This is a genomic window from Devosia sp. (assembly GCF_048261455.1).
Lineage (GTDB): Bacteria > Pseudomonadota > Alphaproteobacteria > Rhizobiales > Devosiaceae > Devosia_A.
Map to the genome: position 1 here is coordinate 169,614 of NZ_JBLXGA010000002.1, position 13,184 is coordinate 182,797.

At 63.5% G+C, this 13,184-nt stretch carries 11 protein-coding genes; 7 read left to right on the plus strand and 4 right to left on the minus strand.

The features are described from left to right. Nucleotides 1-71: 71 nt before the first annotated feature. Complete coding sequence (locus tag ACN0TK_RS02830) at nucleotides 72-470, plus strand: hypothetical protein (protein ID WP_417307925.1); 399 nt, start codon at nucleotides 72-74, stop codon at nucleotides 468-470. Between the two features lie 6 nt (nucleotides 471-476). Here the strand turns inward: ACN0TK_RS02830 and ACN0TK_RS02835 are convergent, their stop codons facing one another. After that, on the minus strand, nucleotides 477-2,102 hold the full coding sequence (locus tag ACN0TK_RS02835; RefSeq protein ID WP_417308137.1) for a GMC family oxidoreductase: 1,626 nt from the start codon (nucleotides 2,100-2,102) through the stop codon (nucleotides 477-479). A gap of 392 nt (nucleotides 2,103-2,494) precedes the next feature. Here ACN0TK_RS02835 and ACN0TK_RS02840 point away from each other — a divergent pair, with 392 nt between their 5' ends. Both ACN0TK_RS02840 and ACN0TK_RS02845 read left to right on the plus strand, forming a co-directional pair. After that, nucleotides 2,495-3,379 carry a hypothetical protein gene (locus tag ACN0TK_RS02840; protein ID WP_417307926.1) on the plus strand — a complete coding sequence of 295 codons (885 nt, stop codon included), beginning with the start codon at nucleotides 2,495-2,497 and terminating at the stop codon, nucleotides 3,377-3,379. A 441-nt stretch (nucleotides 3,380-3,820) separates the two neighbouring features. After that, nucleotides 3,821-4,702 carry a hypothetical protein gene (locus tag ACN0TK_RS02845; protein WP_417307927.1) on the plus strand — a complete coding sequence of 294 codons (882 nt, stop codon included), beginning with the start codon at nucleotides 3,821-3,823 and terminating at the stop codon, nucleotides 4,700-4,702. Between the two features lie 123 nt (nucleotides 4,703-4,825). Here the strand turns inward: ACN0TK_RS02845 and ACN0TK_RS02850 are convergent, their stop codons facing one another. After that, entirely contained in the window at nucleotides 4,826-6,142 is a 1,317-nt protein-coding gene (locus ACN0TK_RS02850; protein ID WP_417307928.1) for a phenylacetate--CoA ligase family protein, read from the minus strand. Between the two features lie 261 nt (nucleotides 6,143-6,403). Between ACN0TK_RS02850 and ACN0TK_RS02855 the strand changes: the two genes are divergently transcribed. After that, a complete protein-coding gene (locus ACN0TK_RS02855; protein ID WP_417307929.1) occupies nucleotides 6,404-7,258 on the plus strand; it encodes a hypothetical protein in 855 nt (284 codons plus the stop codon). A gap of 31 nt (nucleotides 7,259-7,289) precedes the next feature. Here ACN0TK_RS02855 and ACN0TK_RS02860 read toward each other — a convergent pair whose 3' ends face one another. After that, complete coding sequence (locus tag ACN0TK_RS02860; RefSeq protein ID WP_417307930.1) at nucleotides 7,290-8,600, minus strand: phenylacetate--CoA ligase family protein; 1,311 nt, start codon at nucleotides 8,598-8,600, stop codon at nucleotides 7,290-7,292. Between the two features lie 202 nt (nucleotides 8,601-8,802). Here ACN0TK_RS02860 and ACN0TK_RS02865 point away from each other — a divergent pair, with 202 nt between their 5' ends. After that, nucleotides 8,803-9,657, plus strand: a complete 855-nt coding sequence (locus ACN0TK_RS02865) for a hypothetical protein (protein ID WP_417307931.1) — start codon at nucleotides 8,803-8,805, stop codon at nucleotides 9,655-9,657. Nucleotides 9,658-9,814: 157 nt separating this feature from the next. Here the strand turns inward: ACN0TK_RS02865 and ACN0TK_RS02870 are convergent, their stop codons facing one another. After that, nucleotides 9,815-10,828: a rhodanese-related sulfurtransferase gene (locus ACN0TK_RS02870; protein ID WP_417307932.1), complete on the minus strand. Its 1,014-nt coding sequence runs from the start codon at nucleotides 10,826-10,828 to the stop codon at nucleotides 9,815-9,817. Between the two features lie 161 nt (nucleotides 10,829-10,989). On the opposite strand from ACN0TK_RS02870, the gene ACN0TK_RS02875 reads away from it, so the two are divergent. Together ACN0TK_RS02875 and ACN0TK_RS02880 are read left to right on the plus strand one after the other, a co-directional pair. After that, the gene (locus ACN0TK_RS02875) at nucleotides 10,990-11,916 is read left to right on the plus strand and encodes an aldo/keto reductase (protein ID WP_417307933.1); all 927 of its coding nucleotides are present in this window, start codon (nucleotides 10,990-10,992) and stop codon (nucleotides 11,914-11,916) included. Between the two features lie 117 nt (nucleotides 11,917-12,033). Next, nucleotides 12,034-13,056, plus strand: coding sequence for an aldo/keto reductase (locus tag ACN0TK_RS02880; protein ID WP_417307934.1), 1,023 nt, complete (start codon nucleotides 12,034-12,036; stop codon nucleotides 13,054-13,056). Nucleotides 13,057-13,184: the final 128 nt, after the last annotated feature.

Below are 13,184 nucleotides of genomic sequence, written 5' to 3' on the forward strand. Positions count from 1 at the left end.
ACTTACCCAACTGCCCTCGCGCCAATTCGATGATCAGACTGTTCTCACCTTTGGCTTGAGGGAGACAGATTGTGACGAAAACTATTCTGGAGCGGGTGGGCATTGCCGTTCTCACGGCCATTATCCTTGGTGGGCTCACCCTTTTGTGGAATTGGGGATCAGATGGGGGTGTGGTGCGGGCCCTCGGCGGCATCACTGAATCGGACGCCAGAGTGATGGTACAGCAAGAGGCTGTTCAGGAAGGAGACGTTCTCCGAATAGTCGAAGATCGCATTCCGAGCGCAGCGAACCAAGTGATTCAGACGATTGCTGACGGGCAGGAGCGAATCCCCAGCCCACAGGGCAACGGAAAATCGGCAACCTGCCCCGCCGGCAGCTATATGACGGGCATGCTTTGGCAGGTCGACTCCGGCGGCCCGCATGGAATCATCTCATGGTTGGGACCCGTCTGCAAAACGTTCGGCAGGTAGGCTTACCTACGCCCAGTCCTCGGCGATCAGGCTGGCGGCCTTGGAGCCGATGGCCATGGCAGGAGCATTGGTGTTGCCCGACACGATCTGCGGCATGATCGAGCAATCGATGACCCGCAGATGCTCGACCCCGCGGACGCGCAGGCGGGAATCGACCACGGCCATCGGATCGCTGTCGGGGCCCATGGCGAGCGTGCCGACCGGGTGATAATTGGTCTTCACCGTTTCGGCGGCGAACTTGGCGAGACCGGCGTAGTCCGTCACGTCCGGACCGGGGAGGATCTCCTCGCGGATCGCGTCGGCCAGCGGCGCGGTTTCGAGCAGTTTGCGGGCATGGCGCATCGACGCCAGGGTGAGCCGCAGGTCGTCGGGATCGCCGAAGAAATTGCAATCGACCAGCGGCTGGGCCGCCGGATCGATGGAGCGCAGCCGCACCGTGCCACGCGCCTTGGGGCGCAAGAGGCATGAGGTGAAGGTGACGCCCCAGGTGGGCTCGGCCTTCGACACGTCCCGATCCTGATAGATGATCGGCGCACAATAGAGCTGAATGGTGGGGCGGTCGCCGCCATCGGGATCGTAGAAGAGGCAGGATTCGATACCGGTGGTGGTGACGGGACCGGAATTGAACAGCATGTATTGCAGCCCGTTCAGCACCATTTTCAACCCGCGATCCTGGCCGTAATAGCCGGACTTGCCCCTGGTGGTCGCGATCACCGGGACCTCGTGGTGGTCCTGCAGGTTGTGGCCGACGCCGGAGAGATCGGCGGTGACGGGGATCTGGAAATCGGCCAGATGATCGGCCGGACCGAGCCCCGAGAGCAGCATGAGCTTGGTGGAATTATAGGTGCCGGCGGCGACCAGCACCTCGCCATCGGTGCGCGCCTCGTGCGGTTCGTCTTGCGCCGTGTAGCGCACGCCGACCGCACGGCCGTTCTCGACGATGATGCGATCGACGCGGGCGCCGGTGACGATCTTCAGCCTGTGGTCGCGACGCAGCGGATCGAGGAAGGCACGGCGCGCGTCGGAGCGCTGCTTGTGGGCACCGCGCTGGCCGAAACTGTGCTGCATGATGCCGACACCGGACTGGCCGGCGCCATTGAAATCTGGGTTGTAGTCATGCCCCAGGCCCTGGGCGGCCAGCATGAACTGCTCGGTGGTGGGCGAAATGTGCCCCGGCTCGGACACCCGCAACCGGCCGGAAATGCCGTGGAAGCGGTTGTTGAAGCGCGCATTGGATTCGAGCGTGGTGAAATGGGGCAGCATGTCCTCGTAGGACCAGTCGGGGGCATTGCCGAGGCCGGCGGCCCAGCCGTCGTAATCCTCGGCCTGGCCGCGCATATAGACCATGGCGTTGACGGCGCTGCCGCCGCCCAGAACCTTGGCCACCGGCACGGTGGGCGCACGGCCGCCGAGCTGCGGCTGCGGCACGGATTTGTGCATTTCGAGGAAGGTGTCGCGGCCCAGATATTTCATGTAGCCGGCCGGCATGGCCATGATCGGGTTGGTGCGTTTGGGCCCGCGCTCGAGCAGCAGCACGGAATAGCCGAACTCGCCGACAAGGCGCGATGCGGCCACCGAGGCCGCCGAGCCGCCGCCACAAATGATGAAATCGTATGCCCGCGCCGCCGCCATGCCGAAGCCCTCCTGCAGGTATTTGTAGCGAGGGCAGAAGGACTTGAACAGACGGGGCGGGGGGATGATCGGACGATGGCCGGTGCGCACCGGACGCCATCAGCAACGCCGTGCGGCTTGGCGGCGAACCAATGGTAACGCTGACAGACGGTTGGAGCCTGCCGATCAGCCGCAGCTGGCTACCAGCGGCGCGCGCGGCTGGACTGAAGATCTGAGCGCCCATCGCGATTTCTCGCCGATAGGTTTTTTGCCCGCAGACCCTGGTGCTGAGCGCGTCAACGCTGTCACCCATGTGCAACAACTACGCGGTAGCGCTGATTTTCCGCGATGGCAACGATTGTCACCGGTGCCGACAGGTGTAAGTCCTGCAATGAATTTAAGGGAGAGATTTAATGAAGTTGCTGATATTCGAGGCGGTCTTGATGGCCGGTGTGTTGTCGGTGGGGGCAGCGCAGGCTGCAGACCTGGTCATCTATCCCGAGGCAACCTCGGACTATGCTGCCGAGCCGGCGGTGTCCGGCGTCAATGGCAAGCTGGAGCTCGACCTCGGCTATCTGACAGACCCCGAGAGCGCGATGTTCCGCGGCGCTGGCTCGATCTCCGTCCCGGTCGGCGACATGTTCGGGCTGCAAGGCGATATTTCAGTCGAAAACTCTGCTGGCGACTGGTCGGTTGGCGGAGCGCTGCACGCCTTCACCCGCGATCCGTCCAGCTATCTGCTCGGCATCACCGCCGGCGTCGTGCGCAACGACAATGCCACTTTGGCGGCCATCGGACCCGAAGCCGAAGTCTATCTCGGCCAGCTCAGCTTCGAGGGCTGGGGTGGCTGGGCCTCGCTCGACTATGACGATGCGACGCCCGATCTGGACGGCGGTTTCGCCATCGGCGACCTGGCCTACTACGCGACCGACGACTGGCGGGTCAGCATTGGTGGCGCCTCGATCCTGGGCGAAAACTCACTGAACCTTGCCACCGAATATCAGTTTGCGCCGGAACTGGGCCTGGCGCTGTCCGGCGAGGCCCGCTGGCACGACACGGGCGCCGTTTCCGCCATGGTGGGCCTCAAGGGCTATCTCGGCACGCCAGGCAAGAGCCTGATCGATCGCCATCGCCAGGATGATCCGCCGAACCGGGCGCTTGACCTCGCTGCCGGTGCGGGAGATCTGATGTCCGCAATATCCACGGCGCCCGACGACGGGCCCAAGAGTGATGCCGACTGCGAGCTAGACGAAGTCTTTGACGAGCAGACCCAGACCTGTGTCAAGTACCCTATTTGACGCTATCGACCAGGCGCCGCGCCTCACCAGACGATCGCCGCTCCTTCGGGGGCGGCGTTCTTTTTTGCGCATTGCCGTACGGGATTGCCCGACAGCTGGGTCACCGTTTGGCATCGCTCATCCTACGCGCCGAGTCTCCGTTCGCCCCGTGCCGTTGGACCGTTCAGCGCTGAGGCTAGTTAGCGGGAAGGGTGCGGTCGTGGCCATATCGAGATTTGGGGCGATTGCATTGAAGCCGCGCGGCTGGACTGAGGTTCTGAACGCCTCAACTTTATTTACGCTCGGCCCTGTCATGTTCGGGCACACGTGCTTGCCCGACGTCTGTATCGAGTCACCCATTTGCAACGGTTGCACCTGAACACTTTCTTGCCGCGCCTGTAGAGATTGTCACCAAGCCCCATCAGTGTATTTTTCTGAAAGGGAATTAAAGGAGAGGCGGCAATGCGGCTGCGGGTATTGAATACGGTCTTGATGGCCAGTGTGTTTTCGGTGGGTGCGGCAAATGCCGCAGACCTGATCATCTATCCCGAGCCGATGGCCGATTATGCTGCCGATTTCGTCGCGCCGGCCGTCTCCGGGCTGAACGGCAAGCTTGAACTCGATCTCGGCTATCTCACCGATCCGTCGAGCGCTGTCTTCCGCGCCGCGGGCTCGATTTCGGCGCCGGTTGGCGACATGTTCGGCCTGCAGGGCGATCTCTCCGTGCAGTCCTATGAGGGTGACTGGAGTTTCGGTGGCGCAGTGCACGGCTTCACCCGTGACCCCTCGAGCTATCTACTCGGCGTGACGGGTGGCTTCGTTACCAGTTCCGAGTCCACTCTCATGGCGATTGGTCCGGAAGCGGAGCTCTACTTGGGACAGATCAGTCTTGAGGCCTGGGCCGGTTGGGCTTCCATCGACTATACCGATGTGCTGCAGCCGGACCTAAGTGGCATGTTCGCTATCGCCGACCTCGCCTATTACGCGACGGATGACTGGCGCGTCAGCATCGGCGGTTCGTCGATCCTCGGCGAGAACTCGCTGCGGCTGGCCACCGAATACCAGTTTGCGCCGGAGATGGGCCTTGGGGTCAGCGGCGAAGCGCGCTGGCATGATACCGGCGCGGTTGCCGCCATGGTCGGGCTCAAGGGCTATATCGGCGAGCCCGGCAAGAGCCTGATCGATCGCCATCGTCAGGACGATCCGCCGAACCGGGCGCTCAGCCTGTTCTCGGGGGCGAGCGAACTGATCCATGATGGCGCGTACTGCGGCGAAGGCGAAAAGTACGTGCTAGTTGATACCGACACATACGACTGCGAGAGCATCTCAGACATACCGAAGTGACATCAGCTGCCGGCACAAAGGCATGTGAGCGGAGCTGACTACTTGCCGCACTACAGCGCGGTGCATTAACTCAAGGTTGATGCTTTCCGCATGTGGTTCATACCGCAGACCTTGTTTAAGCAGTTATGTCTGGGACGGGCGCCACTCGTTGACATATTCCAGAAATTTACCGGCTGCCGTGGTTTCTATCCGCGGCAGCCGTATCATTTTGACTGCTGCGTCATCGAAAAAGATCTCGCGAAAGGCCGCCTCGGCCTGATGTTCGTCGCCGAGCCGCGCGGTATCGCGCGGCACATATCGTATCTCGAAATCCAGAGGCCCCACCTGCGCGATCTGCCACATTGTCGCGTCCAGCGCTTCCCGGGCAGAATCGGGCAGCATGCGGGCCGCCGCGCGACCATCGGGATGCGTGAAGATGGCCATGGACCGCCCGGAGATGGATTTCAGCAAGGGCAGGACACGCCCGCATGAACAGGGCGGGGCGAAGGCGGCAATGTCGCCCTGGTCGTAACGGATCAACGGCTGGATGGTGCTGACAAACGGCGTGATGACGACGCGCCCCTCCACACCGACCGGGCACGGGGCACCCTCGGCATCCACGATCTCCAGAAACAGGTTCTCTGCGCTGACATGAAGTCCCGGGCCGTCGGGACAGGGATGCGCCATGTGACCGCCTTCCTTGGAACTGTAGTGTTCCAGGCAGGCAGCGCCGAACACCCGCCGGAAAGCCGCCTTATCGTCGGCACCGACGTGTTCCCCGTGGGCGAAAATGCTCTCGAGGCTGGCGAAAATACCGAGCCGCTCTGCCTCGAGCGCCAGAGTGTGAACATTCTTGGGCACAGAGGAATAGTAGGCGGTCGCTGTGCGCGACAGAAACTCAAGTGTCTCCTCGGAGGTGAAGCGCCGCGATATGGTGAAGGATCTGCCGGCCCGTGCGGCAGCATCCCAGGGCGGCCCCCAGATACCCGTCTGCTTGCCGTCGGGGTACAGGGCATCGGGATCGAAACCGCCGCGCGCGGTGTAGGTCTTTGACCAGTCGACGCCATGCCAGCGCTGCGCCCGCCAACGGATGGCTGCGGTGGCGAGCATCATCAGCCGGTTGGTGGAAATCTTGATCGGCAGGCCGGTCGAGCCCGAGGATTCAATGGTGCTGTAATCCCCGTGGCCACGCGGCCGGTTGCGCGCCAGCATGGCGTCGCGGTGGTCGCGCATGTCGGTGCGGGTGACGATCGGGATCTCGTGCCAGCGGTCCCAGTCGATGCCGCCGCCGGGGCGGAAGACGGAATCGAGGCGGTTTTCGTAGAAGGGCACGTTGGCGCGGGCATGGCGCAGAAGCTGCTCGAGCTGCTCGCGCTGATAGGCGACGAGCTGCGACGGAGACCAGTACTGGCTCTCCATCAGCATCTCGAAGAACTGTTGCTGCAACTCGTCTTCTGTCATCTCCCGACTAAATCGCGGTCCGCCGCGGGGCGCAAGACGAGGCGGTGGCGCCGAGCCTCTATCACCAGTTCGAACGCATCGCCTCGATGATCTGCCGAGCCAAGGCGCCGCCCTCCTCGTGCGGACGATCCTGCCCGACCTCTGTATGGCGTTACCCGTTTGCAACAGCCGTATTTGAACACTCCCTTTCGTTGCCTATGGCGATTGTCACCAAGCCCCATAAGTGTATTTTTCTGAAAGGGAAATTAAGGAGAGGCGGCGATGCGGCTGCGGGTATTGAATACGGTCTTGATGGCCAGTGTGTTTTCGGTGGGCGCGGCGAATGCCGCAGACCTCATCATCTATCCTGAACCGATGGCCGATTACGCCGCCGATTTCGCGGCGCCTGCAGTGTCCGGGGTGAACGGCAAACTGGAATTCGACCTCGGCTATCTCACCGACCCCTCGAGTGCGATTTTCCGCGCTGCGGGCTCGATTTCGGCGCCAGTGGGCGACATGTTCGGCCTGCAGGGCGATCTCTCCGTGCAGTCCTATGAGGGTGACTGGAGTTTCGGTGGCGCAGTGCACGCCTTCACCCGCGACCCGTCGAGCTACCTGCTCGGTGTGACTGCCGGTGTGGTCTCGACAGGCGATTCCACCCTGTTCGCCGTCGGCCCCGAAGCTGAACTCTATCTCGGCCAGATCAGCATCGAGGCCTGGGCTGGTTACGCAGCGCTTGAATATGACGATGCCGGGCTGACCGATCTGAGCGGCGGGTTTGCGATAGCCGACCTGGCCTATTATGCGACGGACGACTGGCGGGTGAGCATCGGCGGTTCGTCGATCCTCGGCGAGAACTCGCTGAACATTGCAACCGAATATCAGTTTGCCCCGGAAATGGGTCTGGCGCTCTCCGGCGAGGCCCGCTGGCACGACACCGGCGCCGTTGCCGCCATGGTGGGGCTCAAGGGCTATATCGGCGAGCCGGGCAAGAGCCTGATCGATCGCCACCGCCAGGACGACCCGCCGAACCGGGCACTCAACCTGTTCTCGGGTGCCAGCGGTCTGATCTCGGAAGAGTACGAGGAGCCAGAAGAAGATCTGAAAGATCCGCCGCAGGACCTCGAGCCCACTTAGGCAATCGATTTTAGTCGTTGTTTGATCAACCTTAGCTCAACGATTGCCACTCGTTCACATATTGAAGATATTTTCCGGCTGCCGTGGGTTCGATCCGCGGCAGCCGGATGCATTTGACCCGCGCGTCTTCGAAGTAGATTGCCTTAAAGGCGGCTATCGCCGCCGTTTCATCGCCAGGTCTGTCTGGATCGTTCGGTACATAGCGGATGTCGAAATCGAGCGGCCCAACTTGCGCGACCTGCCAGATGGTCGCACCGAGACCGTTGCGGACGGCCTCGGGCAACATGCCGGATGCGCGACGACCGTCTGGATGAGTGAAGAACGCTGTTTGTCGGCCTGAAATAGCCGCCAGGAGGGGTAGTCCGCGCCCACAACTGCAGGGCGGCGCAAGAGCGGCGATGTCGCCCTGATCATAGCGAATGAGCGGCTGCGTGGTGCTGGTAAAAGGCGTAATGACCACGCGGCCTTCGACACCGACGGCGCAAGGTTTCCCGTTCTCGTCAACGATCTCCAACAGGAGGTTCTCCGCGCCGACGTGCAGACCAGCGCTACTCGGGCAGGGGTGCGCCATCTGCCCGCCTTCCTTGGAGCTGTACTGTTCGAAACAGATCGCCCCGAATGCCCGCCGGTACGCCTGCTTGTCGTCCATTTCGACTTGCTCGCCATGCGTGATCACCGCATGCAGTGGTAGATCCAACCCTTCCCGCTCAGCAGCAAGCGCGAGCACATGTGCCGGCTTCGGACCAGCGCGCAAATAGCTAGCGCCTACGCTGGACATGACGTCCACCATTTGCTCTGCAGTCAACTTGCGGTCCATCAGATATGCGGTGCCGAGTTGCGCTGAGCTGAGCCAAGGCGGGCCCCAAGGGCCGTCTGATCGGTAGCCACGATCCTCCCGAACCTCACCGACATAGCGCGCGGCATACGTCTTGGACCAGTCAAAGTCGTGCCAGGTTTGTGCGCGATATCGAACAGCGCGCGTGGCCAGCATCATCAGACGGTTCGTGGTGATTTTGATCGGCAATCCCGTAGAGCCAGAGGATTCAATGGTGCTGTACTTCCCGTGCCCCGTCGGGACGCGCTGCGCCAGCATGGCGTCGCGGTGGTCGCGCATGTCGGTGCGGGTGACGATCGGGATCTCGTGCCAGCGGTCCCAGTCGATGCCGCCGCCGGGGCGGAAGACGGAATCGAGGCGGTTTTCGTAGAAGGGCACGTTGGCGCGGGCATGGCGCAGAAGCTGCTCGAGCTGCTCGCGCTGATAGGCGACGAGCTGCGACGGAGACCAGTACTGGCTCTCCATCAGCATCTCGAAGAACTGTTGCTGCAACTCGTCTTCAGTCATCCCTCGACTAAATCGCGGTCCGCCGCGCGAGGCAAGAGACGAGGCGGCAAGTCACGGATTGCCGCTTTGCTGCGCCAGCCGGCCGCGAGTCACATTTCCGCAACTCCCGCGGCGAAGGATTTCGTCACATCTGCCAGAGGCTTGCCGCTTAAGCAGAGATATGTACGTAATTTCTCCAGACTATGTTTACTGGGGGCTTTACATGCGACTGCGTATCCTCGGCGTCGCGCTGCTCGGCACCGCCTTGTGCGGAACCGGCGTGCAGGCGGCCGATCTCATCATCTATCCGGAGCCAATGGCGGATTATGCCGCCGATTTCGTCGCGCCGGCCGTGTCCGGTGTAAACGGCAAGCTGGAACTCGATCTCGGCTATCTCACCGATCCGTCGAGCGCCATCTTCCGCGCTGCGGGCTCGATTTCGGCACCAGTGGGCGACATGTTCGGCCTGCAGGGCGACCTGTCCTTGCAGTCCGAGGACGGCGACTGGTCGGTTGGCGGCGCGGTTCACGGGTTCACCCGCGACCCATCCAGCTATCTGCTGGGCATTACCGCCGGCGTGCTGCGCAACGACGACGCCATGCTGACGGCGATCGGCCCCGAAGCTGAACTCTATCTTGGCCAGATCAGTCTTGAGGCCTGGGCCGGCTGGGCCATGGTCGACTACGACGTTGCCATCCCCGACGAGAACGGCATGTTCGCCATCGCCGACCTCGCCTGGTACGCGACGGACGACTGGCGGCTGAGCCTCGGTGGGGCCTCGATCCTAGGTGAGAATTCGCTGCGGCTCGCAACCGAATACCAGTTTGCGCCGGAGATGGGGCTATCCGTGTCGGCCGAGAGCCGCTTTCATGACAGTGGCGCGGTCGCCGCCATGGTTGGGCTCAAGGGCTATTTCGGCGAGCCGGGCAAGAGCCTGATCGCCCGCCATCGCCAGGATGACCCGCCGAACCGGGCGCTCAGCCTGGCGGGTGGCGCTGGCGATTTGCTCGAGATCCAGTCGGACCAGATTGTCGTCCCGCCGCCCCCGCCCCCGGAGCAGTCGGAGCTGCCGGACTAAACCGAGTGCGAGAATCAGCCGCCGACCTCCGCACTACGCCTGCCGCGATCGGAACAGGAACCGGCTAGAACTTCGCGAGATGCATCCCATAGTCCGAATCCCCCGGCAAAGCCCGGGGGATTTTTGCATTCGAAGGTAAGTTCGCGTCGCGGCGTGGTTAGGGCCGCGGGCGGGTGTCGCGGGCTGCGGCGCGGCGCGCCTGCTTGAGCTGGCGATTGTGCGCGGCACGGGCCGCGGCGTCATCGCCCAGATGCGCTTCGCCCCGTTCTCGCGCCAGCTGCATCTGGCGTTCGCGCTCCAGCGCGCGGGCGGTGTTGCCTGTGTCGTGACAGGTCTGGCAGATGCCGTCCTGCAGCGCATCGGGCGCCATCGGGGTACGGCAGGCGCGGCAGAGTTCGGCCTGCCCCTCCTGGAGCCCATGGGTTACCGAGACGCGCTCGTCGAAAACGAAGCACTCGCCAGCGAAGCGGCTTTCGGCTTCCGGCACGGTTTCGAGATATTTCAGGATGCCGCCCTGCAAGTGAAACACCTCGGGGAAGCCCTGCTCCAGCATATAGGCCGAGGCCTTTTCGCAGCGGATGCCGCCGGTGCAGAACATCGCGACCTTCGGCGTTTTCTTCGGGTCGAGCTTCGCCACATAGTCCTTGAACTCGGTGAAGCTCGCCGTGTGCGGATCGGCGGCGCGGGCGAAACTGCCGAGCGCCACCTCGTAGTCGTTGCGGGTATCGATCACCAGCACGTCGTTGCGGTCGATCAGCGCGTTCCAGTCCTTTGGCGCGACATAGGTGCCGACGCGGCGTGAGGGGTCGGCCTGGGGCGCGCGCAGCGTGACGATCTCGGGTTTCAGCCGCACCTTCATGCGGTGAAAGGGCATCTCGTCCGACCACGAATATTTGGCCTCGGCCCCGGCCAGCCGGCCGGCCCACAGCCGGTCGGTCTCGAACCAGGCGGCCAGCGCGTCGATCGCTTCGGGCGTCCCCGCCACGGTGCCGTTGATGCCTTCCGGCGCGAGAATGAAAGTGCCGCGAATGCCGCGGGCGCAACAGAACCGGGCCAGTTCCGGCTGCAGCGCGGCGCAATCGGGCAGCGCGGCGAACCTGTAGAGGGCCAGAACCTTGAAGGGCTTTGGCGTTTCGGGCAGGGTGGCGGAACTGTCAACGGGCGCGATCATGATGGGCCGGATGTATCATCCGGCTGGCATGACGGGCAACTTCGATACATCGGAACCGTTTGGAACCAGTCACGGGGCTGGTGGCGGGTGGCATTGCCTGCCCGTCGCGCCATCCGATCGCAAGCTGCAAAGCACAGACCAAAGAGGGAGGCCAACGCGCCATGAAGACCTATCAGATACCCAATTCCGAGCTCGCGCTGCCGGCCGTCATCGCCGGGCTGATGCGCATCAAGGAGATGAGCGACGCCGAGATCCGCGAACTGGTCGGCGCGGCGATGGACGCCGGCGTGACGATGATCGACCATGCCGATGTCTATGGCGGCGACCACCTGTGCGAGCGCCGCTTCGGCGAGGCGATGCAGCTGAGCGCCAGCGACCGCGAGAAGATGGTCATTCAGTCCAAGGTCGGCATCCGCAAGGGGTTCTTCGACTTTTCGTCCGAGCACATCCTGAGCTCGGTGGACGAGTCGCTGAAGGCGCTAAATACCGACTATCTCGACGTGCTGTTGCTGCACCGTCCAGACACGCTGGTGGAGCCCGAGGATGTCGCCAAGGCCTTCGACACGCTGCACGCCGCCGGCAAGGTGCGCCATTTCGGCGTCTCCAACCAGACGCCGGGGCAGATGGAGCTATTGAAAGGCACGCTGAACCAGCCGCTGCTGTTCAACCAGGTGCAGCTGTCGATCACTCACGCCAATCTCATTGCGCAGGGCATTGCGGTGAACATGGACGGGCTCGACCAGTCGATCTCGCGCGATGTGGGCCTACTCGACTATGCGCGGCTCAACGGCGTGACGCTGCAGGCCTGGTCGCCGTTCCAGGCCGGGTTCTTCAATGGCGTCTTCGTCGGCGACCGCGAGAACTATGCCGAATTGAACGACGTTCTGGACGAACTGGCGGAAACGCATGGCGTCACGCCGACCGGCATCGCGGTGGCGTGGATCACCCGTCATCCGGCCAATATTCAGGTCGTGCTCGGCACCACGAAGCCGTCGCGGGTGCGCGAATGCGCGGCGGGAGCCGACGTGCAGCTCAGCCGCGAAGACTGGTACCGGCTGTTCCGCGCCGCCGGCCACAAGGTGCCGTAATGGCGTCCGGGGCGGCCGCGCGCCGCCCCCTCACCCGCCGGCCCGAGAATGTGCGGCGGGCCGCATTTGACGACGACGGCGCGCCGTGGGCCGCCAGGACATATCAGGAGAGACTTCATGACCTATCGGGCCAGCGACGACCGCTATGGCGAAATGCCGTACCGGCGCACCGGCAGATCCGGGCTGATGCTGCCGGCGATCTCGCTGGGGCTGTGGCAGAATTTCGGCGGCAGCCGCGACTATCCCAGCGCCTTCGAAATGCTCGGCTATGCCTTCGACAAGGGCGTCACGCATTTCGACCTCGCCAATAACTACGGCCCGCCGCCGGGCTCTGCCGAGGAACTGTTCGGCCAGGTGATGGCGCGGGACTTCCGGCCCTATCGCGACGAGATGGTGATTTCGTCCAAGGCCGGGTGGCCGATGTGGGATGGCCCCTATGGCGACCACGGCTCGCGCAAATATCTTATCGCCTCGGCGGACCAGAGCCTCAAGCGGATGGGTCTCGACTATGTCGATATCTTTTATTCGCACCGGTTCGATCCGGAGACGCCGCTCGAAGAAACCATGGGCGCCCTGGCGCAGCTGCACCGGCAGGGCAAGGCGCTCTATGTCGGCATTTCCAGCTACCCCGCCGAGCAGACGCGCGAGGCGCACCGAATTTTGAAGGAGATGGGCGTTCCCTGCCTCATCCACCAGCCGAGCTATTCGATCCTAAACCGCTGGATCGAGGATGACGACACGATCGGCGTCTGCGACGAACTGGGGATCGGCATGATCGCCTTCTCGCCGCTGCAGCAGGGCATCCTGTCGGGCAAGTACAACCGACGCGACGACCTCGGCGGCACCCGCGCCTCCGAGAACTATTCGCTGAACGCCAGCCGGCTGGAGCCGCGCGTGCTAGATGCCGTCGAAAAGCTGGGCGCCATCGCCGAAGCGCGCGGGCAGAGCATGGTGCAACTGGCGCTGGCCTGGGTGCTGCGGCGCAAGGAGATCACCTCGGCGCTGATCGGCATCCGCACGCTGGACCAGCTCAAGGACTGCCTCGGGGTGCTCGACAACCTGAGCCTCGACGACGCCGAAATCGCGGCGATCGACGCGGCGGTCAAGGACGGGCTGACCGACAACCGCCCGCAGGTGTGAGCGGGCGGGCCGCGTCCTGACAGGTTGCCGGCAGTCAGCGCCTTCTCCCCTTGTGGGAGAAGGAAGAAGGGCGTGAGGCACAGAGGCACACCATCCAGGATGTCACCCCGGCGAAAGCCGGGGCCCAT

What these genes read in the sequence shown, in the direction of transcription:
- ACN0TK_RS02875 (WP_417307933.1), top strand. Translation starts at nt 10,990, where the DNA reads ATGAAGACCTATCAGATACCCAATTCCGAGCTCGCGCTGCCGGCCGTC.
- ACN0TK_RS02880 (WP_417307934.1), top strand. Translation starts at nt 12,034, where the DNA reads ATGACCTATCGGGCCAGCGACGACCGCTATGGCGAAATGCCGTACCGG.
- ACN0TK_RS02845 (WP_417307927.1), top strand. Translation starts at nt 3,821, where the DNA reads ATGCGGCTGCGGGTATTGAATACGGTCTTGATGGCCAGTGTGTTTTCG.
- ACN0TK_RS02840 (WP_417307926.1), top strand. Translation starts at nt 2,495, where the DNA reads ATGAAGTTGCTGATATTCGAGGCGGTCTTGATGGCCGGTGTGTTGTCG.
- ACN0TK_RS02870 (WP_417307932.1), bottom strand. Translation starts at nt 10,828, where the DNA reads ATGATCGCGCCCGTTGACAGTTCCGCCACCCTGCCCGAAACGCCAAAG.
- ACN0TK_RS02835 (WP_417308137.1), bottom strand. Translation starts at nt 2,102, where the DNA reads ATGGCGGCGGCGCGGGCATACGATTTCATCATTTGTGGCGGCGGCTCG.
- ACN0TK_RS02855 (WP_417307929.1), top strand. Translation starts at nt 6,404, where the DNA reads ATGCGGCTGCGGGTATTGAATACGGTCTTGATGGCCAGTGTGTTTTCG.
- ACN0TK_RS02865 (WP_417307931.1), top strand. Translation starts at nt 8,803, where the DNA reads ATGCGACTGCGTATCCTCGGCGTCGCGCTGCTCGGCACCGCCTTGTGC.
- ACN0TK_RS02860 (WP_417307930.1), bottom strand. Translation starts at nt 8,600, where the DNA reads ATGACTGAAGACGAGTTGCAGCAACAGTTCTTCGAGATGCTGATGGAG.
- ACN0TK_RS02850 (WP_417307928.1), bottom strand. Translation starts at nt 6,142, where the DNA reads ATGACAGAAGACGAGTTGCAGCAACAGTTCTTCGAGATGCTGATGGAG.